The sequence below is a fragment of the Ruminococcus sp. RTP21484sp1_RTP21281st1_A8_RTP21281_210402 genome (assembly GCF_040914025.1).
GTDB classification, from domain to species: domain Bacteria; phylum Bacillota; class Clostridia; order Lachnospirales; family Lachnospiraceae; genus Blautia_A; species Blautia_A faecis.
In genome coordinates, this window is sequence record NZ_JBCPGE010000007.1 from 22249 (window position 1) to 45425 (window position 23177).

Consider the following 23177-nt stretch of genomic DNA (forward strand, 5'->3'; position numbering starts at 1 on the left):
GTTTTTTGTGAACGTAGTTCACAGAAAACCCGAGAAGTGCGGCGCGAAATCATGCGAATGCATGATTTCTGTGCATCGCGAAGCGCGTTGCTGTGAACGGAGTGAGCAGTAACGTGTTCTGTTTATTGAGAGATTTATTCATATTTTCATGTTGTGATTTGACGAAGTTTCGTATATACTTTCCCTTGTAGCCCAAAGTGGATATTTTGTATCCGAGCGGGACCTGCTGCGTATAATAATGAGAGCAGGTGCCCACACATTTTTTTCAGAAGAGGAGATACGAACATGGATTACGCAAAAGAATCCTTAAAGATGCACTATGAGTTAAAAGGTAAAATTGAAGTTGTTTCAAGAGCAAAGGTTGATTCCAAGGATGCTTTAAGCCTTGCTTACACCCCTGGTGTTGCACAGCCTTGCCTTGAGATTCAGAAAGATATTAATAAAAGTTATGAACTGACCAGACGTTGGAATACGGTTGCTGTAGTAACTGACGGTACCGCTGTTCTTGGCCTTGGAGATATCGGCCCGGAGGCTGGTATGCCGGTTATGGAGGGCAAATGTGTTCTGTTCAAAGAGTTTGGTGATGTAGATGCTATTCCGCTTTGTGTTCGAAGCAAGGATGTAGATGAGATTGTGCAGACCGTTCGCCTTCTGGCTGGAAGCTTCGGCGGTGTAAACCTGGAGGATATTTCCGCACCGAGATGCTTTGAGATTGAGAAGAAGCTGAAAGAGTGCTGTGATATTCCGATTTTCCATGACGACCAGCATGGTACTGCAGTTATTACACTTGCAGGTGTGATCAATGCGCTGAAGGTTGTTGGCAAGAAAATCGAAGACATTAAGATCGTTACTTCCGGAGCAGGAGCTGCCGGAATCGCAATTATCAAACTTCTTATTTCTATGGGACTTAAGAACGTTATTATGACAGACCGTAAAGGTGCAATTTACGAAGGCCGTGAGGGTCTGAACCCAATCAAGGAAGAGATGGCGAAGATCACAAACGCCAATCATGAGAAGGGCTCCTTGAGTGAAGTGATCAAAGGTGCTGACGTATTTATTGGTGTTTCCGCACCTGGAACCCTTACTCCGGATATGGTTCGCACTATGGCGAAAGATCCGATCATCTTTGCCTGCGCAAACCCGACTCCTGAGATTTTTCCGGATGAGGCCAAGGCAGCAGGAGCAGCGGTAGTATCCACAGGTCGTTCCGACTATCCGAATCAGGTGAACAATGTTCTCTGCTTCCCGGGAATCTTCCGTGGTGCCCTTGATGTCCGTGCATCTGACATCAACGACGAAATGAAGATTGCCGCAGCTTACGCCATTGCAGGCCTGGTAAGCGACGAAGAACTCTGCGCTGATTATATTCTGCCAGCAGCATTTGATTCAAGAGTGAAAGATGCGGTTGCGAAGGCTACTGCTGAAGCTGCCATTAGGAGCGGAGTGGCTAGGATCTAAAATTCTTTATATATCCGTTTGTTTTCTTCTGCGGAGAATAACTTTAAACGATGCCCGATGCGAATTGCCTTTGAATCCGTTCCATGCCCGATCAAAGGTGTTTTCGCAATGGGCGTCTTTTTTTCTGTGAATTCAAGAAGCAGTTTTGCCATATCTGGCTGACAGTTATCCGCCTCCATTTTCGTAAACGTCCCCAACAAAATCCCATTTACTTTCTTAAATACCCCCATCTGGCTCAACTGGCTTAAATAAGTCACCATCTGCGGCAGTTTTCCTCCAAAGGACTCCAGAAGCAGGATTTTCTCTCGCATATCCGGCCAGTAGGGCGTGCCAGCCAGCTTCAAAAGGCACCGTATATTTCCTCCTACTACAATTCCCTCCATATGAGTTCCCTGCACAAATTCATAAGGGAAATCATAAAGAGAAGAGGATCCCGCCAAGGTAGTATTAAGAAAGTCCGTTATCTGGGACTGGCTGTGATCGTAGGTGAGATTTCGTATCTGGTACAGGACAGAAGATTTCCCTGTTCGGGCATAAATGGCATTTATAATTGTTGTCAGATCACTATATCCCCAAAAATGCTTTTTTCCGTAAGCAATGGTCTGAAAATCCAGATAGGATAAAATCTCGTTGGCCATATCCCCGCCAGATACGTCAAAAATATCCGTGACAGAATCATCCTCATAAAATTTCATAAGAGCCCCGGCACGCTCCCTGGCAGTTCCAGCCTGTCCGTTTTCATCTCCATAAAGGTAAGGGCTAAGATCTACTTCTAGTCCGGATTTTTCCAGAATCTGCACCAACATTTTTATTGTTTCGGCCTGTTCTGGCCTAAGTCCGTTGGAACAACAGACAATCCCGATTTTGCTTCCCTGTTTCATAAAAAGTAATCCTTTCTTTTCAATAAAGTACATGTGATTTTTTTATACATGTAACTTTTTCACAGATTTTACTATCTAAAACAATGTATGAAGCATAAAAATACGCTCATTCAACACTTTTTATCTTCTTTTACATTATAAACAATAATTCCCCATAAATCCACCATTCATACTGGAGCGTGTTTGAAAAAGCATTCCCGCAGTTAATGTTCACTGGTAACGTTCCGCAATCTGTACGCCCCACTTTGCGGTATATTTTGTAGAAATTTTTTTTAGCACACTCTGGAATCTCGAAACATTTTCAAAAAGCACTGGTCAAAATTTACGATATTGCAGTGAAAAAAATGAGAAAAAAATGCAAATAAATTATTGACAGCTTATATAAATTAGAATATACTAATCAACGTAAGCAAAACATAATAATGAATAGATGTTTCTAAAGCACAAAAAAGGAAGGATGATATGATGCCGTTATCAATGGTAAACGAAGGAGAGCCGCAGGTGATTAAAAAAGTCGGCGGTAAAGAAGAAACCCGTAAATTCCTTGAAAATCTTGGGTTTGTACAGGGAGCCACAGTAACCGTTGTAAGCGAGATCAGCGGTAACATGATCGTGAATGTGAAAGATTCCAGAGTTGCCATTGGCAAGGATATGGCGAATCGGATCATGGTCTGAAATCCAGAAAAAAGGAGCAAGTATTATGAAAACATTACGGCAAGTTGGCGTAGGGCAGACTGTCACAGTGAAGAGACTGCACGGCGAAGGACCAGTAAAGAGACGTATCATGGATATGGGAATCACCAAAGGGGTACAGATCTATGTACGTAAAGTTGCACCGCTTGGAGATCCTATTGAAGTAACCGTAAGAGATTATGAACTGTCTCTGAGAAAAGTCGATGCAGAAATGATAGAGGTAGAATAAATACTGTACAGGATATAGTACTTTGCTGTGTGTACATAAGGGAAAAGTTACTGCTCACATATTTTTGAGAAACATTTTACAAATGTTGTCATATGAACAGTGGCAAAATCAGCACAGCATGAAATTGCATGTTCTGGAAGTGAACAGGCAATTTTTTTTACCTGATTGGTTAGCGAAACCTAATAAAAGGTTGAAACACTAACAAATGAAAGCTGATTAAAACAATCGGCAGCACAGGGCAACTAAAATCAGCAGAAGCTGTATATAATAAGCCCGGAAAAAGAAAATCTGGAAAGAAAGAGGAGGCATGAAAATGTCGATTAAGATTGCACTTGCAGGTAACCCTAACTGCGGCAAGACCACATTATTCAATGCACTGACCGGCTCTAACCAGTTCGTTGGTAACTGGCCCGGTGTAACAGTAGAGAAAAAAGAAGGTAAACTGAAAGGTCATAAGGATGTAACCATCATGGACCTTCCTGGTATTTATTCCCTTTCCCCATACACACTTGAGGAAGTGGTTGCCAGAAATTACCTGATCAATGAAATGCCAGATGCGATCATCAACATCGTAGATGGTACAAACCTTGAACGTAACCTGTATCTGTCCACACAGATCATGGAGCTTGGTATTCCGGTAGTTATGGCTATCAACATGATGGACCTGGTTCAGAAATCCGGAAACAAGATCCACATTGACAAATTGAGCAAAAAGCTTGGCTGCGAAGTAGTTGAGATTTCCGCTCTGAAAGGAACCGGAATTATGAAAGCTGCTGAGAAAGCAATCAGCGCAGCACAGAGCAAAAAGAAAACCGTTCCGGTTCACGAATTTGCACAGGATGTTGAGGATGCGATCAAATCTGTTGAGAATAAGCTGACAGGAACTGTTGCAGAGGCTCAGAAACGTTTCTTTGCAATCAAGCTTATCGAGAAAGATGACAAGATCGTAGAGCAGATGAAGAGCGTTCCGGATGTGTCTTACGAAGTAAAGGCTCTGGAAGATAAATTCGATGATGATACAGAGAGTATTATCACAAACGAGCGTTATGTATACATCTCTTCCATTATTGGACAGTGCTATACAAAATCCTCTACAGGAAAGAAGCTTACAACCTCCGATAAGATCGACAGAATCGTAACCAACAGATGGCTGGCGCTTCCGATCTTCGCAGTTGTAATGTGGGTTGTTTATTATGTGTCTGTAACCACTGTTGGAACTATTGTAACAGATTGGACAAATGATGTACTCTTCGGTGAGATTATTCCTCCGGCAGTTGAGTCTGCTCTGGAAGCTGTAAATTGCGCTGCATGGCTGCAGGGACTGATCCTTGACGGTATTGTTGCCGGTGTTGGCGCTGTACTTGGTTTCGTACCGCAGATGCTGGTTCTGTTCCTGTTCCTTGCATTCCTTGAGTCCTGCGGTTACATGGCTCGTGTTGCATTCATCATGGACAGAATCTTCCGTAAATTCGGTCTTTCCGGAAAATCCTTCATCCCAATGTTGATCGGTTCCGGATGTGGTGTTCCTGGAGTTATGGCTTCCCGTACAATCGAGAACGACCGTGACCGTAAAATGACAATTATGACCACAACATTTGTTCCTTGTGGTGCGAAGCTCCCGATCATTGCAATGATTGCAGGTGCATTCTTTAACAACAGCGGATGGGTTGCGACAAGCTGTTACTTTGTTGGTATCGCAGCAATCATCTGCTCCGGTATCATCCTTAAGAAAACAAAAATGTTCGCTGGCGAGCCGGCACCATTCGTTATGGAGCTTCCGGCATATCACTGGCCGACAGTCGGCAATATTCTGAGAAGCATGTGGGAGAGAGGCTGGTCTTTCATCAAGAAAGCTGGTACCATCATTCTTCTTTCCACAATCGTTCTCTGGTTTCTCATGGGATTCGGCTGGGAAGGCGGTTCCTTCGGAATGGTAGAAGAACTGAACAACAGTATTCTTGCCAAGATTGGTTCTGCTATCGCCTGGATTTTTGCTCCTCTTGGATGGACAAAAGCAGGAGAGGGCTGGAAGATGGCAGTTGCAGCCGTAACAGGTCTTATTGCAAAAGAGAACGTTGTTGCTACATTTGGTATGCTCTTCGGATTTGCAGAGGTTGCAGAGGATGGAGCTGAGATCTGGGGAAATCTTGCACAGGTTATGACTCCAATTGCAGCTTATGGATTCCTGGTATTCAATCTTCTTTGCGCTCCGTGCTTCGCGGCTATGGGTGCAATCAAGAGAGAGATGAACAACGCAAAATGGTTCTGGTTTGCAATCGGTTATCAGTGTGGTCTTGCTTATGTAGTTTCACTTTGCATTTATCAGATTGGTACACTGCTTACAGGCGGCGGATTTGGAATCGGAACTGTTGTAGCATTTGTTCTGGTTGCAGCATTCCTGTACCTGCTGTTCAGACCATATAAAGAGAGCAACAGCTTAAAAGTTAATACAAAGAGTATTGCTTAAGCAAAGTTCTTAAATAATTCAGCCTGTATCCCTTAAAGAGATACAGGCTGGAATTTTTATATAAGGGGAAATCACAATAGTATTTCGTTTTGGAAAAGAGATGTTCTGCAGCAGTGAAGGCGCGAACCGTTATGATTTCTCTTTATATAGAAATTCCAGCTCCTGGCATAAAATCACACAGAAATCAAAAAGGATGGCGATGAAAATGATGAAAAATGCAGTTGAAGAAAAAGCATATGAAAATCAGGAAGCATATCAGCGCACACAAATGCAGAAAGATATGATTTTTGAACGATTACGCGAACAGGGCTGCAGGATCACCAGACAGCGCCAGCTGATCCTGGATATTATTCTGGAGGAGGAGTGTTCCTGCTGCAAGGAAATTTATTACAAGGTGCAGGAGAAAGATCGAAATATTGGACCGGCCACAATTTACCGCATGGTAAATATGCTGGAAAAAATCGGCGCCATCAGCCGCAAGAACATGTACCGGATTTCCAGCTGTGAAGCATGCTGCCAGGAAAATGGCTGCACTGTAAGACTCAGCGATGATACTGTCTGTAAGCTGCCTTCTGAAGTCTGGAAACAGGTTGTAAGAGCTGGATTGAAAAATATGGGCTATATCGGAGATCAGGATATTGAAAGTATTGAGATGACCATGTCAAAGTGCGGGGCTTGAAATCTGGCAGTGACAGAATGAAGGCATATAAAAATAACAGTTATCTGGGGAAGAAAACTAGATTTTTTTCAAACACGCTCTAAAACAGGAAAATAATGAGAATATTTCTCGATAAGCAAAATAGCACTGGGAATTTCAGAAAAACTGATATATAATACCAAAATATTGAAAAACAATTAACAACAATAACGTTTCACTATAAGGAGGAATTTAATCATGGCAAGTTTTAAATGGGACAAGACAGGACTTTTTGCAGCAGGTGTTTTATTCGGAACTGCAGGTATCAAGCTTCTTTCAAGCAAAGATGCGAAAAAAGTTTACACAGAGTGCACAGCAGCTGTTTTAAGAGCAAAGGACTGTGTAATGAAGACGGTTACAACTGTTCAGGAAAATGCAGGTGATATCTATGCAGATGCACAGCAGATCAATGAGGACAGAAAAGCAGCTGAGGAGCCGTTTGAGGATGAGGCAGCTGAGAGCGAGACTGAGTTTAAAGAAACTGAAGAAGCTGAGACAGAGGAAACTGCTGAGTAAGATGGCAGTGAAATACATTGCAAACATATTGGGGACTGCCGTTTTTGCGACAGTCCTCTTAATTGTTGCTGTTCGTTCGAAAAGTTCTGCAGGATATTTTGGGTGAACAAATTTTACTGAAAACGCGAAGAGTGTAGCGCGAAGTGATTGTGGTGAACGTAATGAACAGTAACTCTTGCTTTGAAGAAAAAGTAGGTGAACAAGTTGAAATTTACAATTAAACATGAGAAAAAAGGGCGTATCAGAGTCCATCTTTTTCAGAAATATATGAATTTTACCCAGGCAGATACCCTTCAGTATTACCTGGAAAATCTGGATGGAGTAAAGAAGGCTCAGGTCTTTAACCGTACCAGTGATGCTCTTATTTACTACACCGGAGAGCGGAATGAACTGTTGAAGGCAATTCAGGCGTTTGGTTACAGCCGTGTCAGCGTACCGGCCCAGGTGCTGGAGAATTCCGGAAGAGAATTAAATGAGACTTATAAGGAGAAGCTGGTAAATAAAGTTATTTTCCATTACGGACGTAAGCTGCTTTTGCCATATCCATTGTCTGCAATCTATACCACTGCAATGTCTGTGAAATACATCTGGCTGGGGGTTAAGACACTCTGGAAGCGTAAGATCGAGGTTCCGGTTCTGGATGCAACTGCAATCGGTGTTTCTATTTTCCGCGGCGACTTCTCCACAGCCGGTTCTGTTATGTTCCTGCTTGGAATCGGAGAATTGCTAGAGGAGTGGACCCACAAGAAATCTGTGGATGATCTGGCACGTACCATGTCTCTGAACACTGGTAAGGTATGGCTTCGCAGTGAAGGAACAGAGGTGCTGGTGGACGCAGACAAGATTCAGGCTGGTGACCTGGTTGTGGTACATATGGGAAACGTGATCCCATTTGACGGTTTGATCGCAGAGGGCGAGGCTATGGTAAACCAGGCTTCCCTGACTGGTGAATCTGTTCCTGTAAGAAAAGTGGAAGGAAATTCTGTATACGCAGGTACGGTTGTGGAAGAGGGCGAGGCTGTCATTACTGTAAAAGCAGTTGGTGGTTCCAGCCGTTATGAGAAGATCGCAGCCATGATTGAGGATACTGAGAAGCTGAAATCCGGTCTTGAGAGCAAGGCCGAGCACCTGGCGGACAGACTGGTCCCATACACACTTGGCGGTACAGCACTTACCTATCTGCTTACCAGAAATGTAACCAAGGCTGTCTCCGTATTGATGGTTGACTTCTCCTGTGCCCTGAAGCTGGCAATGCCGGTTTCCGTACTTTCCGCTATCCGGGAGGCAGGAGAATACAAAATCACTGTGAAAGGCGGTAAATTCCTGGAGGCAGTTGCGGATGCCGATACGATCGTATTTGACAAGACTGGTACGCTTACCAAGGCAGAACCTACAGTAGCTGAGGTTGTCCCGTTTAATGGACAGAACGAAAATGAACTGCTAAGAATTGCAGCCTGCCTGGAAGAACATTTTCCCCATTCCATGGCGAAAGCTGTTGTAGACGCAGCGAAGAAGAGAAAACTGGATCATGAGGAAATGCATTCCAAAGTAGAATACATTGTGGCTCATGGTATTTCTACAACCATTGAAGGGAAAAAAGCAATCATCGGAAGCTCCCATTTTGTATTCGAGGATGAGAAATGTACCATTCCGGAAGGCATGGAAGAGAAGTTTAAAAATCTTCCAAATGAGTATTCCCATCTGTATCTTGCAATTGAAGGAAGTCTTGCAGCTGTTATCTGCATTGAGGATCCTCTCCGTGAGGAAGCTCCTGCAGTTGTAAAAGCGCTGAAAAAAGCCGGATTCAGCAAGGTGGTTATGATGACCGGAGACAGTGAACGTACAGCCAGGGCTGTTGCTGCCAAGGTCGGCGTTGACGAATATTATTCTGAGGTTCTTCCGGAAGATAAAGCAAGCTTCGTGGAAAAAGAGAAAGCAAAAGGACGCAAGGTTGTCATGCTGGGTGATGGAATTAACGATTCCCCGGCACTTTCTGCAGCTGACGCAGGTATTGCAGTAAGCGAAGGCGCTGAGATTGCAAGAGAGATCGCAGACATCACTATCGGTGCGGATAATCTGGAAGGTATCGTAGTTCTGAAGCATATCAGTGACGCGCTGATGAAGCGTATCCACAATAATTACAGAACGATCGTAGGATTTAACACTGGTCTGATTCTGCTGGGCGTTGCCGGAATCCTGCAGCCGACTACCTCAGCATTGCTTCACAATACTTCAACATTGCTGATCGGTATGAACAGTATGAAGAATCTGGTGGGCACTGAGGAAATCTGAACGGATGTGTCGCGCATTGCGGACATTGTAAAAAAATCGGGTTCTGATTGCGGGAATGATTTTTCAAACACGCTCTGCGGTAATAGTGGAACTTCTGAATATAATCAGAGAGTTAATGAGACTGTTTTTCATTAGCTCTCTTTTTTTTTGCTTAGTACTTGACAGAAATAAAGGATTAGTGTAAACTAACACCATAAAAGTTAGCATAAGCTAACCGAAGCGTAGAACTATAAAAATATATAATCAGCACATTTTACATAAAATAAAATGTAAAGGACTGCAGCAACTAAAACATATTTCAGAAGTGCAGGCGTTACTGGGAAGGTTGTAAACAGTAAACGGAAAGCTTCTAATTTTTTTAACAAAGGGTTAGAACAGACTAACGAAAATAAGGAGAAAACATTGCATGGAAGCAGGGAGGTTTCTTCATTTTCAGAAGCTTCAGGAAACCCGGAAAGGACAATTTACATGAGTATTGTAATCATCGGCGGAAATGAGAGAATGGTATGTCAGTATACCGATATCTGCAAAGACTATGGATATAAGGCGAAGGTTTTTCCAAAAGAGAACGGCGCCATCCGTAAAAAAATCGGATGCCCGGATCTGATGGTGCTTTTTACCAATACAGTGTCCCATAAAATGGTCATCAGTGCATCCCAGGAAGCAAAGAAAAACAACATTCCGGTAGCGCGCATCCATACCAGCAGCGCAAGCGCTTTAAAGTGTGCGCTGGATGAGCATGCGGTGATGGCATAAAAAAGATAAGGAGTTTATCATGATTGAGAAATGTCTCATTGAGCACTGTGCTCCCACCCTTGCTTCATTAAAAGCAGCCAATCTTTTCAATGCCTGTTGTGAAGAGGGAGAAAATATAGACCTTCAGATTTCCAGGTGGAATCAGCTGATGAATCCAAAGGGCGTGAAGCTGCTGGCACTTCGCAGTCGTGGTAACCGTTCTCTGGTTTATGTATACCGGGAAAAACAGCTGGCACAGAATCTGAATCGTCCTGGAGTTGCCCGGTTTCTGGAAAAATATGGATATGAAAATACAGAACCGGAACAGTGCCTGGCGTTACTGAAGAAGCGCTTTGAGGCATCAGAAGATTTTCCACATGAGATTGGGATTTTTCTTGATTATCCACTTGGGGACGTAATTGGTTTTATCCAGAATGGCGGACAGAATTATAAATGTTCCGGCTGCTGGAAAGTATATTGTAATGAATGTGAAGCATTGAAAATGTTTCAGAAGTACCATAAATGCCGCGAGGTTTATCGGAATCTATGGGCAAAAGGCAGGAGTGTTCTGCAGCTGACAGTGGCTGCCTGACATACAATGAAAGTCCACTATGGGTGACAGCCAAAAAGCGATAAGAGTCACGGAAAAGCTGACTTTCGTTATTAAAGTGCCAGATGTGGAGGATAAAACATAAATGATCTCACAGGCTGGCAATAAAATTATAAAAGAAAGAGGTTAAGTGAAGTTATGAGTAAAGTAGCAGTTGTATATTGGAGCGGAACTGGTAATACAGAGGAAATGGCAAATAAAGTAGCGGAAGGTGCAAAAGCTGCAGGAGCTGAGGTAGAAGTGATCAGTGCAGATGATTTTGATGGAACAGATATCAGCAGTTTTGACGGTGTAGCTTTCGGATGCCCTGCAATGGGAGATGAGGAGCTTGAGGATTCCGTATTCCAGCCGGTATTCGAAGCATGTGAGCCAAAGCTTGCAGGCAAAAAAGTAGCGCTCTTCGGTTCCTACGGATGGGGAGACGGCGACTGGATGCGCAGCTGGGAAGAAAAATGCCAGAACGATGGCGTTGCACTTGCTGTTGACAGTGTAATCTGCAACGAAGAGCCAGATGATGAGGCTCAGGCAGCCTGCATTGAGCTTGGAAAAGCTATCTGCTGATTGGAACTGTTTTTGAAAAAAACAGAATATAGATTATTATAACAATAATAACATTTACAGCCGCTATTAGTGCAAATAACGTACTAATGGCGGCTGTTTTGATGAAACTTAAATAAATTGACCGAAATCCCGTCTGGGAGTATAATTGTATCAGAAAAGTGAAACAGTAAAAATCCCCATAAAAGCCAAAGTTCACCCCTCTGTTCAAGGCCTTTCAGACAAGGTAAAATGAAGATAGCAAAGTGGGAGATCATCACAAAACGGACTTGTTGCCTATTTGTGACATCACTATATATGCAAGTCAGCTGTAGAGCGGGACTTTCACAGTATATTACAGTATAAAAGGAGAAAACAGAAATGGCAGTTACAGAGAAAAAATATCAGCTTGGAACAGCTGAAAACCAGGAATTTCTGCAGGATGTAAGAGATGGTTTATTAAGCTTCGGGCATCAGTTTCCGTCACCAGGAGGAAGCTCCTATTATCTTGGAGATGACGGCACTCCCTGGAAAGACCGTAACCGTGAAACCTGGATCACAAGCCGTATGACACATGTGTACAGCATTGGTTCCATGCTTGGACATGAAGGCAGCGAGGCATTGGCTGATGCAGCGTTGAAGGGGCTTAGAGGCGAGCTTCACGATGATCAAAATGGTGGTTGGTATGCAGGTCTTACAAAGGACAATGAAATTGTTCCAACCAAGCAGTGCTATGCCCATGCATTTGTAATTCTGGCAGCTTCTTCCGGCGTGTTGGCCTGCAGAGAAGGGGCAGCAGAGCTTTTGAAAGATGCCTTGGCACTTTATGATCTGAGATTCTGGAACGAGGAAGAAGGACTTTCCTGTGATACCTGGAACACAGAATTTACAGAGCTGGATTCCTATCGAGGCTTGAATGCAAATATGCATACCGTTGAGGCGTTTCTTGCCGCAGCTGATGTGACCGGGGATGAGAAATATCGTGTACGTGCAGGCAGGATCATCGACCATGTTCTGGTATGGGCAAAGGACAATAACTGGCGTATACCGGAGCATTTTTCCAGTGACTGGGTACCGGATCTGGAATGCAACAAAGACCGCCCGGACGACCAGTTTAAGCCATACGGCGCAACTCCGGGACACGGAATTGAGTGGGCAAGACTGATCACACAGTGGGCGCTTTCTACATATAAAGAGGATAAGGCTGGCGCAGCACCTTATATTGAAGCTGCAGAGAATCTGTATAACCGCGCAGTTGCTGACGCATGGAATGCAGACGGTGCACCGGGAATCTGTTACACAACAGACTGGAACGGCAAACCTGTAGTCCATGACAGAATGCACTGGACTCTTGCAGAAGCAATCAACACCTCTTCCGTTCTGTTCCATGTAACAGATAATGAGAAATACGCAGCAGATTATGCAGAGTTTATGAAATATCTGGATGAGAAAGTTCTGGATCACGTAAACGGTTCCTGGTTCCACCAGCTGGACAGAGAGAACAATCTTCTGGAGACCGTATGGCCTGGAAAGTCTGATATTTATCATGCACTGCAGGCTACATTGATTCCATATTATGCTCCCGGTCTGTCCATTGCAGTGGCAGTGAAGAAGCAGGCAAGATAAATCAAAAATATTTTGTAACTGAGAAGGTTTTGACCAGGTACAGTGGTAAAATTAATGGGGAGGCTTTGCCTCCCCATTTTGGACTTATTAGGTAAGTCAGTGAAGTCTGGAACGTAAGCGGACATTTCAAACACTCACGGTAAACTTCATTCATCCCACCCATCATACAACCGGATGTTCACCTGGATATTTCTGACCACATCCTCATCTTCTAATTCCATATCATCTGGATCTGTGATCGGAGGCAGCTCTGGAACTTCTTCGGAGAGCTCTACAGAAATCCAGTCGAATGCAGCAGCGTTAGCGCTTTCGATAGCTTCGTCTAAAGTGTCTCCTTCTCCGAAGCAGCCTTCCAGGTCTGGGAAAGTTCCCTTATAACGACCATCTTCGGTTTTCTTAAAAACAGCAGGATATATAAATTTCATGATAAACCTCCCGAAAATAAAAATAACATATTGAAAATTAATTTCAATTATAAGCGTTTGAGCTGGTAAATACAAGATAAGAAAAAACTTGTATTTAAGAAAATACGAAACGAGAAAAGACGTGGCAGCGGAGCCAAAAAGAATCTAAGAAACAGGATTGTCAAATATAGGGGAAAATGATATTCTTACAGCAAGAGACTTTAGAGCGTGTTTGAAAAATCATTCCCGCAATCTGCACGCCCCACTTTGCGGTATATTTCACCCGAATTCGGTTGCCGTAGCCCGCTACGGCGCCCTCATCCGAGCGAAATCTCCCACAAATTGTGACGAACATCTTGCAGAAAGCCTTTTTCAAACACGTTCTAGCCGGTTCGGAACTGAAAGAAAATGGCGCGGCTTTATAGAAATATACCTGCCGGAGGTGAAATCTTGGAATTTCAGCATGAATTGATCATACCAAACGAAGGTCTTCCCTTCAAAATCTTTTTATTTGAAGGCGGACACGGCAATTACGAAAGAGAGAAACACTGGCATACCTCAATTGAGATTTTTGCAGTGCTAAAAGGCAGACTGACTTTTTTTCTTAATGAAGAAGAGTACCCCCTGGAGGCTGGCGGACTGATCATCATCAATTCCAATGAGATCCATTCCATTCACGCCCCAGGGAAAAATGAGACTGTGGTTTTGCAGATTCCACTGAAGCAGTTTGAAAAATATTTTACTGCCCAGCGGTTTATCCGATTTACAAGTGCAGCCCGTGTGGCAAAGGATCAGAAGTCCAAGGCTCCGGATAACCGGAAGCTGGCATTTTTTATAGAGGAGCTTTATAAGGTGTACCGTGCCCGTGAAGAAGGATGGGAGTACCGGACTATGGCACTGTACTACAATATTTTGTATCTGTTGGTAAGGGATTATCGTGAGACAGAGGCTGCGCAGGAGGAAATTAAGGACAGCCGACGCCTGGATGCTTTGTCAAAAATTACCACTTACATGCGTGAGCATTATACAGAAGAACTGAAACTTTCTGAGATGGCAAATTTATTTGGCTATTCAGATGCTTATTTGTCGAGAATGTTCAAAAAGTATGCAAAAATCAATTTTAAGACTTATTTACAGGAAATTCGCATGTCTTATGCATATCGGGAACTGATGAATACAGAGAAAACCGTGAGCCAGATTGCCCTGGACAACGGCTTTGCCAGCAGCAGAGCCTTTTCCAGAGAATTTCAGAAGAAATATAACAGACTTCCAAGCGAAGTAAGACAAAAATTTAACACAACTCCAAAAGAAAAAATGTCAAAAAAGAGCTATAGATAAGACAAGAAAACCGTCGTAAAGCATACCAGAATATGGTATGCTTTTTTCATGCAGAAAGAATCAGGGCGGACTGAGGTCAGCACCTGGTTCGGGAATCTTGAGTATGAGCATATTGGACTGTTGCGAGAGTGGCAGATAGCAGCCATGTCCGCATTCTGATATGTGCAAAAGGAGGTTAATCGTGAAGATTCAGAAAGTAACAGATCCGGCATTCCGTAAATATGGACAGGTGCTGGAGGGATACGACTTTACAGGTCTTATCAAAGAGATGAAACACACTCCGGTTCCAGAGGACGTAATCTACGTTCCATCCGTTGAGGAACTGGAGGCACTGGATATTATGAAAGACCTGCAGAACAAGGGATACGGCGGGCTGCCGGTCCAGATCGGATACTGCAACGGCCATAACAAGAAGCTGAATGCAGTGGAGTATCATCGTAATTCCGAGATTAATGTAGCGGTTACAGATCTTGTCCTTCTTATCGGACATCAGCAGGACATTGAGCCGGATCATACCTATGATACATCTAAGATCGAGGCATTCCTTGTACCGGCAGGAACCGGTATCGAGGTATACGCTACCACACTTCACTACGCACCATGCCATGTGAATGAGGGCGGTTTCCAGTGTGTTGTCGTACTTCCGAAAGGAACCAACACAGACCTTACTTTCCAGACTGAGAAGACAGGAGAGGACAGCCTGATGACAGCCAAGAACAAATGGCTGATCGCACATGAGGATGCGAAGATCGCTGGCGCATTTAATGGCCTAAAGGGTGAGAATATCACAATTGACTGATAAAATAATTCATAGTTGCTCATTTTTTTTCAGAAGATAAACCGACACGTTGTTGGTGGGGCAATTACTAAAATCTGTTTGAAAAATGAATATTGAGACCTGAGGTGCTTACATAGTTACCACAATTGAAAGTTTCTTAAAAAATTAAAATATGGAGGAATACCTATTATGAACAATATACCAGTAGTAAAACTTGGATTAATCGCAGTAAGCCGTGACTGTTTCCCAATTCAGCTTTCTGAGAAGAGACGCGCAGCTATCATGGACGCTTACAAAGGTGAGCTTTATGAATGTCCAGTAACTGTTGAGAATGAGAAAGACATGGAGAAGGCTCTCGAGGATGTAAACAAAGCTGAGTGTAATGCACTTGTTGTTTTCCTTGGAAACTTCGGACCGGAGACTCCAGAGACTCTGATCGCAGAGAGATTTGACGGACCTTGCATGTATGTAGCTGCTGCTGAGGGCGATGGCGATATGATCAATGGTCGTGGCGATGCTTACTGTGGTATGCTGAACTGCTCCTACAACTTAAAGATGCGTCATCTTGAGGCTTATATTCCAGAATATCCGGTTGGAACTGCAACTGACATTGCTACCATGATCGCTGACTTCGTACCGGTTGCCCGTGCCGTTATCGGTGTCCGCAATTTGAAGATCATTACCTTCGGACCGCGTCCACAGGACTTCTTCGCATGTAACGCACCGATCAAAGGACTCTATGAGCTGGGCGTTGAGATTGAAGAGAACTCTGAGCTTGACCTTCTGGTTGCTTACAAGGAGCATGAGAACGATCCTCGTATCCCAGAGGTTTGCGCAGATATGGCAAAGGAAATGGGCGAGGGCAGATACTATGCTGACCTTAGTGAGAGAATGGCACAGTTCGAGCTTACTCTTCTTGATTGGGCTGAGGCTCACAAGGGCGCCAGAAAATACGTTGCATTTGCCGACAAATGCTGGCCTGCATTCCCGTCACAGTTTGGATTTGAGCCATGCTATGTAAACAGCCGTCTTGCTGCAAGAGGAATCCCGGTATCCTGCGAGGTTGATATCTACGGAGCACTCAGCGAGTACATCGGACTTTGCATTTCCAATGATGCTGTTACACTGCTTGACATCAACAACTCCGTTCCTCAGTACATCTATGATGAGGATATCAAGGGCAAATATGATTATAAGCTTACCGATACATTCATGGGCTTCCATTGTGGAAATACTCCGGCCTGCAAGATGTGCGATTCCAGAGCTGTTAAATATCAGCTGATCCAGCACAGACTTCTTGAGCCGGAAGGATCTGAGCCAGATTTCACAAGAGGAACTCTGGAGGGTGATATCGCTGCTTCTGATATTACATTCTATCGTCTGCAGTGCAACTCTGAGGGAGAGCTTGTTTCCTATGTTGCAGAAGGTGAAGTTCTTGACGTACCTACAAGATCCTTTGGTGGTATTGGTATCTTCGCAATCAAAGAGATGGGAAGATTCTACCGCCACGTACTGATCGAGGGCAACTACCCGCATCACGGTGCAGTTATGTTTGGACATTATGGAAAGGCATTCTACGAAGTAGTGAAATTCCTTGGACTTGATGTTAAGAAGATCGGTTACAACCAGCCGGCTGGTGTAAGATATCCTACAGAGAATCCATGGGGCTAATGCTTAAATAAACAGTAAGTAATTGCTGTGTACAAAGTTGAGAGCAATGTAGAATGATTGCTTCTTGCTTAAAAAAGCAGGAAGGGACGATTTGAATAGAATTATAGGCATATATAGAAACGGCCGTACCACTTTATGCGGTACGGCTGTTTTTAGAATAGGCGGGCAGGGCATTCTAAGAGGGTTCTGTCCGGAAAGCCTAGAAGGAACGCCTAAGACATGAACTTAAGGAGGATAAAAATGTATTTTATCGGTGTTGATCTTGGTACTTCCGCAGTAAAACTTCTTCTTATGGAAGAATCCGGAAAAATCTGTAATATCGTATCAAAAGAATATCCATTATTTTTCCCGCATCCGGGCTGGTCTGAGCAGAATCCGGAAGACTGGTATACCCAGAGTATGGCTGGTATGAAAGAACTGACAGAGGGCATTGACCGCTCCCAGGTTGCCGGAATCAGCTTCGGCGGACAGATGCATGGACTGGTAACTTTAGATGATCAGGATCAGGTAATTCGTCCTGCAATTCTGTGGAATGACGGACGTACTTCTGAAGAGACAGATTATCTGAATAATGTGATCGGAAAGGACAAGCTTTCCCAGTATACTGCAAATATCGCATTTGCCGGCTTTACTGCTCCGAAGATCCTGTGGATGAAGAAAAATGAGCCAGAGAAATTTGCAAAAGTTGTGAAGATCATGCTTCCAAAGGATTACCTGGCTTATCGTTTAAGCGGCTCCTTCTGCACAGATGTATCTGACGCTTCTGGTATGCTTCTTCTGGATGTAAAGAATCGCTGCTGGTCTAAAGAAATGATGGAAATCTGCGGTGTGAAAGAGGAGCAGCTTCCGAAGGTTTATGAGAGCTGGGAGGTTGTTGGAACACTGAAGCCAGAGGTTGCTAAAGAGCTTGGCTTCTCTGAGAATGTAAAGGTTATCGCTGGTGCTGGAGACAATGCGGCAGCAGCAGTTGGTACTGGAACAGTTGGTGACGGACAGTGCAATATTTCCCTTGGTACTTCCGGAACCGTGTTCATTTCCAGCAAGAATTTTGGTGTGGATGAGCACAATGCCCTTCATTCCTTCTGTCACGCAGATGGAAGCTATCATCTTATGGGATGTATGCTCAGTGCTGCTTCCTGTAATAAATGGTGGGCTGAGGAGATTCTTAGAACGAAGGACTTCGCAGCAGAGCAGGCGCCTATCCAGAAGCTTGGTGAGAATCACGTATTCTTCCTGCCATACCTGATGGGTGAGCGTTCCCCACACAACGATCCAGATGCAAGAGGCGTATTCTTCGGCATGTCCATGGACACTTCAAGAGCAGATATGACCCAGGCTGTATTGGAGGGAGTTGCTTTCGCACTTCGTGATTCTCTGGAGGTTGCAAAGAGTCTTGGAATTAAAATTGAGCGTACCAAGATCTGTGGCGGTGGTGCAAAGAGCCCGCTGTGGAAGCAGATCATTGCAAATGTTATGAATATTAAGGTTGACGTTCTGGAAGTGGAAGAGGGACCATCCCTTGGCGGTGCTATGCTGGCAGCAGTAGGATGCGGTGTTTATCCGGACGTTGAGACTGCTGGCAAGAAGCTTGCAAAAGTAGTGGATACTGTAGAGCCTACTCCAGAACTGGCTGCGAAATATGAGGAGAGATACCAGAAGTTCAAAGAACTGTATCCGGCTATGAAGCCGCTGTTTAAGAATCTGTAAGAGATGTAGCGAGCATATTTGGCTGTAAGAGCGAAGTCTACAGCTGTAATGTTTAAGAATCTGTAAGAGATATAGCAAGGCGGACATAATTTGGTTTAAAACGGATTGATAGAATGGTGATTGTGTTGAATGTGAAATAATTAACACAATCACCATTTTTGTATAGTCATGATTCTATAAAACAAATTTCTCCAGAACTTCTGCAACACCATCCTCATTGTTAGTGCGTGCAGTGATATAATCCGCAGACTCTTTCACGCCATCTGGTGCATTTGCCATGGCAACGCCAAGGGCAGCATAGTGGATCATGGAGAGGTCATTGAAACCGTCGCCGATAGCGATAGTTTCAGCGGGGGTGAAATCGTAGAGCTTACCAATGCAATCAATAGCTGCAGCCTTTGACACCTTACTGCTGAAGAACTCCAGATAGAAGGGCTTGGAGGTGCAGAAAGTTACGTTATGAAAATGAGCTGTTTTCCGTAGCTCTTTTTCTATTTGCTGAATTTGGGAAACATCGTCATACCAGAGAATTTTCGTAATCCCCTGCGCCAAAAGCTCGTCGATAGATGGCATGAGAAGGGGCGTTACCTTGGTAGCCTGGCTGTATTCCTGAATCCGGTCATTCAGCTTGTTCCCATATAATTTATTGTCCGACCAGATGCACATGGTAGTATCATAGTTCAGTCCTGCTTCCAGAATCAGACGCGCATCGTCAGCTTTTAGCTCCTGTCTATACAGAACGCGTCCGTCAGCAGAATCCAGGATCATAGCCCCATTATAAGTGATCACAGGTCCCTGAATGCCCAGCTGTTTCTGATAGCGCTCCACTCCCTGAATGGGACGCCCGGTGCAAATGGAGAAAATCAGTCCCTGCGCGGCTGCCTGCCGGATTGTTTCGATGGTGTATGGTGTAATTTCGTTTTTGTCATTTAATAAAGTACCGTCCATGTCGGCGGCTGCAAATTTATAGATCATAGTGTCTCCTGGAATATATGGCAAATTAGTTTTGCGAGCTGAAATGCCCCTCGCAGGCAGAGTATCCTGCTGGTTGTTTTTTCTTATTATAAAACGAAGATAGCGCAGGAATCAATCACTTTGAATGGTTACATGTGAAGATTCACATGGATTTCGGGAAAAGATGCCTTGATTTCGGCATTTAAGAGAATTGTTTTTTTGTCTGCAAAATGGTAAAATAATTGGGTGCTGTAAAAGCGGAAACAGGCAGGCTGAGATTGTGAAACAGTCATGCCTTTTGGACTTTTACAAAAATGAAAAATAGAAAAGTGATGAGGTGTAAAGCTATGCAGGAAATGAAGCCAGTTAAAGAAGGCAAAGTACGCGAGATTTACGACAACGGAGACAGCCTGATCATGGTTGCGACAGACCGTATCAGCTGTTTTGATGTGATCCTGAACAACGAAGTAACGAAGAAAGGCACTGTTCTTACACAGATGTCCAAGTTCTGGTTCGATATGACCCAGGATATCCTGCCGAACCACATGATTTCTGTTGATGTAAAAGATATGCCGGAGTTTTTCCAGCAGGATAAGTTTGACGGAAACAGCATGATGTGCCGCAAGCTGGATATGATCCCGGTTGAGTGCATCGTTCGTGGATATATCACTGGAAGCGGTTGGGCAAGCTACCAGAAGAATGGTACAGTTTGCGGAATTACTCTTCCGGAAGGTCTGAAAGAGTCTGACAAGCTGCCTGAGCCTATTTACACACCTTCTACCAAGGCTGAGATCGGCGACCACGACGAGAATATTTCTTTTGAGCAGAGCGTTACCCATCTTGAGAAATACTATCCGGGACATGGTCAGGAGTATGCTGAGAAAATTCGTGATTACACCATCGCATTATATAAAAAATGTGCCGAGTATGCTTTAAGCAAAGGTATTATTATTGCAGATACCAAATTTGAGTTTGGACTTGATGAAAATGGTAATATTGTTATTGGTGATGAGATGCTTACACCGGACAGCTCCAGATTCTGGCCGGCAGATGGATATGAGCCAGGTCATGGCCAGCCATCCTTTGACAAGCAGTTTGCCCGTGACTGGCTGAAAGCAAACCCGGACAACGACTGGACTCTTCCACAGGAAATCGTGGACAAGACAATCGACAAATATCTCCAGGCATATGAGATGCTTACAGGGGAGAAGCTGAAATAAGTAATATACATAATACTGCCAGGGCGTCTGTCCCTGGCAGGCTGATAAAATCCTTTATTTTATTTTCAAAGGATACACTTTGCTTGTATGTAAAAAGCGCCCGGGAGTTTGGGTCTCCCGGGCGTTGATTTTTGTGAGCAACGTGCCAAATCCATGTTTACACGGAAACCTGGCTGACATGTAAAAATCAGAACAGTCCTGTGATCTTACCTGTTTCGTCTACATCGATTTTCTCAGCAGCCGGAACCTTTGGAAGACCTGGCATGGTCATGATCTCTCCTGTGAGGGCTACGATGAAGCCTGCACCTGCAGAAATCTTCAGGTTACGAACAGTTACTTCAAAGCCTGTCGGAGCACCAAGCTTGGTCTGGTCATCTGTTAAGCTGTACTGTGTTTTTGCCACACAGATCGGGCAGTTTCCGAATCCAAGCTCTTCCAGCTGTTTTGCCTGCTTCTGAGCATTAGCTGTAAGAACAACTCTCTTACCGCCATAGATTTTCTGAACGATCTGGTTCAGCTTATCTTCGATAGAGCCTTCAAGCTCATAGGAATATGTGAAGTCGTTTGGCTCTTCAACAAGACGGATTACTTCCTCAGCTAATTTAATACCGCCTTCGCCGCCTTTTGCCCATACTTCAGAAAGTGCAACATTAACGCCAAGCTCTTTACATTTTGCTTCTACCAGGTCAAGCTCTGCCTTGGTATCTGTCGGGAATGCATTGATTGCAACAACACATGGAAGCTTGTAAACATTTTTGATGTTGCTTACGTGTTTCAGAAGGTTTGGAAGACCTTTCTCAAGAGCCTCAAGGTTCTCATTGTTAAGATCAGCCTTCGGAACGCCGCCATTGTATTTCAGTGCACGGACAGTAGCAACGATAACAACTGCATTTGGTTTCAGACCAGCCATACGGCATTTGATATCAAGGAATTTCTCGGCACCAAGGTCAGCACCGAATCCAGCCTCTGTGATGGTGTAATCAGCAAGCTTCAGAGACATCTTGGTAGCGGTTACGGAGTTACATCCGTGAGCAATGTTTGCGAATGGTCCGCCGTGAACGATTGCAGGTACATGCTCCAGTGTCTGAACAAGGTTTGGTTTCAGAGCATCTTTCAGAAGTGCTGTCATAGCACCCTCTGCATGAAGATCACCAGCTGTTACCGGTTTCTGCTCTGACGGTTTGCCATATGTATAACCGATGATGATTCTGGAAAGTCTTTCTTTCAGGTCTTTGATATCACTTGCAAGACAGAGAACAGCCATGATCTCGGAAGCTACCGTGATGTCATAGCCGTCTTCACGAGGCATACCGTTTGTTCTTCCGCCAAGTCCGTCTACTACATTACGAAGCTGACGGTCGTTCATATCTACACATCTTCTCCATGTGATCTTACGTGGGTCGATGTTAAGAGCATTGCCCTGGAAAATATGGTTATCGATCATTGCTGCAAGAAGGTTGTTTGCTGCGCCGATTGCGTGGAAGTCACCTGTGAAGTGAAGGTTGATATCTTCCATTGGAACTACCTGGGCATATCCGCCGCCTGCTGCACCGCCTTTTACACCGAATACCGGTCCAAGGGATGGCTCACGAAGAGCTACCATAACGTTCTTGCCAAGCTTCTGCATAGCGTCTGCCAGACCAACTGTAGTAGTGGTTTTTCCTTCTCCGGCAGGAGTCGGGTTGATAGCGGTAACCAGAATCAGTTTGCCATCTTTCTTATCTGTTTCTTTCAGAAGATTGTAGTCGATTTTTGCTTTGTATTTACCATACTGCTCAAGATATTTGTCCTCAATACCTGCTTTAGCTGCAATCTCAGTGATTGGTTTCATTTCACATTCCTGTGCGATTTCGATGTCACTTTTAAACCCCATAATAAAAGCTCCTTTCGTTGTGTAAGATTAAATGGTTTTTATATGACCGCTTCTTAAAAAGACAACGGTATTTCCCTCATGTCAGAGGTACCTCCCGGTAAAAAAAGGGCAGTATCTGATGATTCAAATACTGCCCAGACGGTCGGCTGGAAATTACTGCCTATGCTGTCTGCAAAATATGGTGCAGCAGCTGTAAACAGTAATCCTCATGATCTGCTCCTGAAGTCCCTGTGGTTAACTCCACGATCCGTCAGTATTCAGAAGCTTTTCAATTGATGTGTTCATTGTATCATTAAAAAAACATTTTGTCAATAAATTAACAGACAGCATTATTGTCAAAAAAGACGATGTATATTTGTGAAAAATAACAAATGCTTTGAACGTGGATAAAATCTACCCGAATTGAAAAATACAATCTCCGCTTCTGACTTCATAAAAATTTTATGACTTGGATAGTTGCGTATGAGGGCAAGTATTGTTAGAATAGAAAA

Annotated in this window: 23 protein-coding genes; 17 read left to right on the top strand and 6 right to left on the bottom strand. The window is 44.0% G+C overall.

From position 1 onward, the window contains the following. Nucleotides 1–285: 285 nt before the first annotated feature. Complete coding sequence (locus AB5170_RS04735) at nucleotides 286–1458, top strand: NADP-dependent malic enzyme (RefSeq protein WP_195392210.1); 1173 nt, start codon at nucleotides 286–288, stop codon at nucleotides 1456–1458. Here AB5170_RS04735 and AB5170_RS04740 read toward each other — a convergent pair. Further along, on the bottom strand, nucleotides 1455–2339 hold the full coding sequence (locus AB5170_RS04740) for an LD-carboxypeptidase (RefSeq protein WP_195392209.1): 885 nt from the start codon (nucleotides 2337–2339) through the stop codon (nucleotides 1455–1457). The two genes, AB5170_RS04735 and AB5170_RS04740, sit on opposite strands and share 4 nt — an antisense overlap. A gap of 210 nt (nucleotides 2340–2549) precedes the next feature. Further along, nucleotides 2550–2651 carry a DUF6783 domain-containing protein gene (locus AB5170_RS04745; RefSeq protein ID WP_368365045.1) on the bottom strand — a complete coding sequence of 34 codons (102 nt, stop codon included), beginning with the start codon at nucleotides 2649–2651 and terminating at the stop codon, nucleotides 2550–2552. Between the two features lie 150 nt (nucleotides 2652–2801). Between AB5170_RS04745 and AB5170_RS04750 the strand changes: the two genes are divergently transcribed. The 10 genes from AB5170_RS04750 to AB5170_RS04795 all read left to right on the top strand — a co-directional run bounded on the left by AB5170_RS04750 (nucleotide 2802) and on the right by AB5170_RS04795 (nucleotide 12741). Further along, entirely contained in the window at nucleotides 2802–3014 is a 213-nt protein-coding gene (locus AB5170_RS04750) for a FeoA family protein (protein ID WP_118581835.1), read from the top strand. 25 nt (nucleotides 3015–3039) lie between these two features. After that, nucleotides 3040–3261, top strand: coding sequence for a FeoA family protein (locus tag AB5170_RS04755; protein WP_118581832.1), 222 nt, complete (start codon nucleotides 3040–3042; stop codon nucleotides 3259–3261). A gap of 313 nt (nucleotides 3262–3574) precedes the next feature. Next, on the top strand, nucleotides 3575–5728 hold the full coding sequence (gene feoB, locus AB5170_RS04760) for a ferrous iron transport protein B (protein WP_173769944.1): 2154 nt from the start codon (nucleotides 3575–3577) through the stop codon (nucleotides 5726–5728). Nucleotides 5729–5933: 205 nt separating this feature from the next. Further along, nucleotides 5934–6407 (top strand): Fur family transcriptional regulator, encoded by a 474-nt coding sequence (locus AB5170_RS04765; RefSeq protein ID WP_243249213.1) that lies wholly within the window; start codon nucleotides 5934–5936, stop codon nucleotides 6405–6407. Between the two features lie 216 nt (nucleotides 6408–6623). Then, nucleotides 6624–6941 carry a DUF6110 family protein gene (locus tag AB5170_RS04770; RefSeq protein WP_118581826.1) on the top strand — a complete coding sequence of 106 codons (318 nt, stop codon included), beginning with the start codon at nucleotides 6624–6626 and terminating at the stop codon, nucleotides 6939–6941. Nucleotides 6942–7145: 204 nt separating this feature from the next. Next, entirely contained in the window at nucleotides 7146–9233 is a 2088-nt protein-coding gene (locus AB5170_RS04775; protein ID WP_243243715.1) for a heavy metal translocating P-type ATPase, read from the top strand. A gap of 468 nt (nucleotides 9234–9701) precedes the next feature. Further along, nucleotides 9702–9989 (top strand): DUF2325 domain-containing protein, encoded by a 288-nt coding sequence (locus AB5170_RS04780; RefSeq protein ID WP_118581906.1) that lies wholly within the window; start codon nucleotides 9702–9704, stop codon nucleotides 9987–9989. Nucleotides 9990–10008: 19 nt separating this feature from the next. Further along, a complete protein-coding gene (locus AB5170_RS04785; protein ID WP_118581820.1) occupies nucleotides 10009–10560 on the top strand; it encodes a DUF3793 family protein in 552 nt (183 codons plus the stop codon). Nucleotides 10561–10716: 156 nt separating this feature from the next. Next, nucleotides 10717–11139: a flavodoxin gene (locus AB5170_RS04790; protein ID WP_118581817.1), complete on the top strand. Its 423-nt coding sequence runs from the start codon at nucleotides 10717–10719 to the stop codon at nucleotides 11137–11139. 357 nt (nucleotides 11140–11496) lie between these two features. Beyond that, the gene (locus AB5170_RS04795) at nucleotides 11497–12741 is read left to right on the top strand and encodes an AGE family epimerase/isomerase (RefSeq protein WP_368361493.1); all 1245 of its coding nucleotides are present in this window, start codon (nucleotides 11497–11499) and stop codon (nucleotides 12739–12741) included. 146 nt (nucleotides 12742–12887) lie between these two features. Here AB5170_RS04795 and AB5170_RS04800 read toward each other — a convergent pair whose 3' ends face one another. Both AB5170_RS04800 and AB5170_RS04805 read right to left on the bottom strand, forming a co-directional pair. Next, the gene (locus AB5170_RS04800; protein ID WP_118581811.1) at nucleotides 12888–13166 is read right to left on the bottom strand and encodes a type II toxin-antitoxin system HicB family antitoxin; all 279 of its coding nucleotides are present in this window, start codon (nucleotides 13164–13166) and stop codon (nucleotides 12888–12890) included. A gap of 160 nt (nucleotides 13167–13326) precedes the next feature. Next, on the bottom strand, nucleotides 13327–13500 hold the full coding sequence (locus AB5170_RS04805; RefSeq protein ID WP_334286119.1) for a DUF6783 domain-containing protein: 174 nt from the start codon (nucleotides 13498–13500) through the stop codon (nucleotides 13327–13329). Between AB5170_RS04805 and AB5170_RS04810 the strand changes: the two genes are divergently transcribed. The 5 genes from AB5170_RS04810 to xylB all read left to right on the top strand — a co-directional run bounded on the left by AB5170_RS04810 (nucleotide 13420) and on the right by xylB (nucleotide 18639). Beyond that, nucleotides 13420–13617 (top strand): DUF6783 domain-containing protein, encoded by a 198-nt coding sequence (locus AB5170_RS04810; RefSeq protein WP_334297720.1) that lies wholly within the window; start codon nucleotides 13420–13422, stop codon nucleotides 13615–13617. The genes AB5170_RS04805 and AB5170_RS04810 overlap by 81 nt on opposite strands. Next, nucleotides 13596–14483, top strand: coding sequence for a helix-turn-helix domain-containing protein (locus AB5170_RS04815; protein WP_368361492.1), 888 nt, complete (start codon nucleotides 13596–13598; stop codon nucleotides 14481–14483). The genes AB5170_RS04810 and AB5170_RS04815 overlap by 22 nt, the downstream gene beginning before the upstream one ends. Before the next feature lie 181 nt (nucleotides 14484–14664). Then, entirely contained in the window at nucleotides 14665–15282 is a 618-nt protein-coding gene (locus AB5170_RS04820; RefSeq protein WP_226815961.1) for a DUF4867 family protein, read from the top strand. A gap of 168 nt (nucleotides 15283–15450) precedes the next feature. Next, entirely contained in the window at nucleotides 15451–16932 is a 1482-nt protein-coding gene (locus tag AB5170_RS04825) for an L-fucose/L-arabinose isomerase family protein (protein ID WP_118581802.1), read from the top strand. Between the two features lie 240 nt (nucleotides 16933–17172). Continuing rightward, nucleotides 17173–18639 (top strand): xylulokinase, encoded by a 1467-nt coding sequence (xylB, locus tag AB5170_RS04830; RefSeq protein ID WP_173771697.1) that lies wholly within the window; start codon nucleotides 17173–17175, stop codon nucleotides 18637–18639. 174 nt (nucleotides 18640–18813) lie between these two features. Here xylB and AB5170_RS04835 read toward each other — a convergent pair whose 3' ends face one another. Continuing rightward, the gene (locus tag AB5170_RS04835) at nucleotides 18814–19614 is read right to left on the bottom strand and encodes a Cof-type HAD-IIB family hydrolase (RefSeq protein WP_173771699.1); all 801 of its coding nucleotides are present in this window, start codon (nucleotides 19612–19614) and stop codon (nucleotides 18814–18816) included. A gap of 326 nt (nucleotides 19615–19940) precedes the next feature. On the opposite strand from AB5170_RS04835, the gene AB5170_RS04840 reads away from it, so the two are divergent. After that, complete coding sequence (locus tag AB5170_RS04840; RefSeq protein WP_173717512.1) at nucleotides 19941–20813, top strand: phosphoribosylaminoimidazolesuccinocarboxamide synthase; 873 nt, start codon at nucleotides 19941–19943, stop codon at nucleotides 20811–20813. A gap of 187 nt (nucleotides 20814–21000) precedes the next feature. On the opposite strand, the gene AB5170_RS04845 is transcribed toward AB5170_RS04840, so the two are convergent. Next, the gene (locus AB5170_RS04845; protein WP_195379501.1) at nucleotides 21001–22686 is read right to left on the bottom strand and encodes a formate--tetrahydrofolate ligase; all 1686 of its coding nucleotides are present in this window, start codon (nucleotides 22684–22686) and stop codon (nucleotides 21001–21003) included. Between the last annotated feature and the right edge of the window lie 491 nt (nucleotides 22687–23177).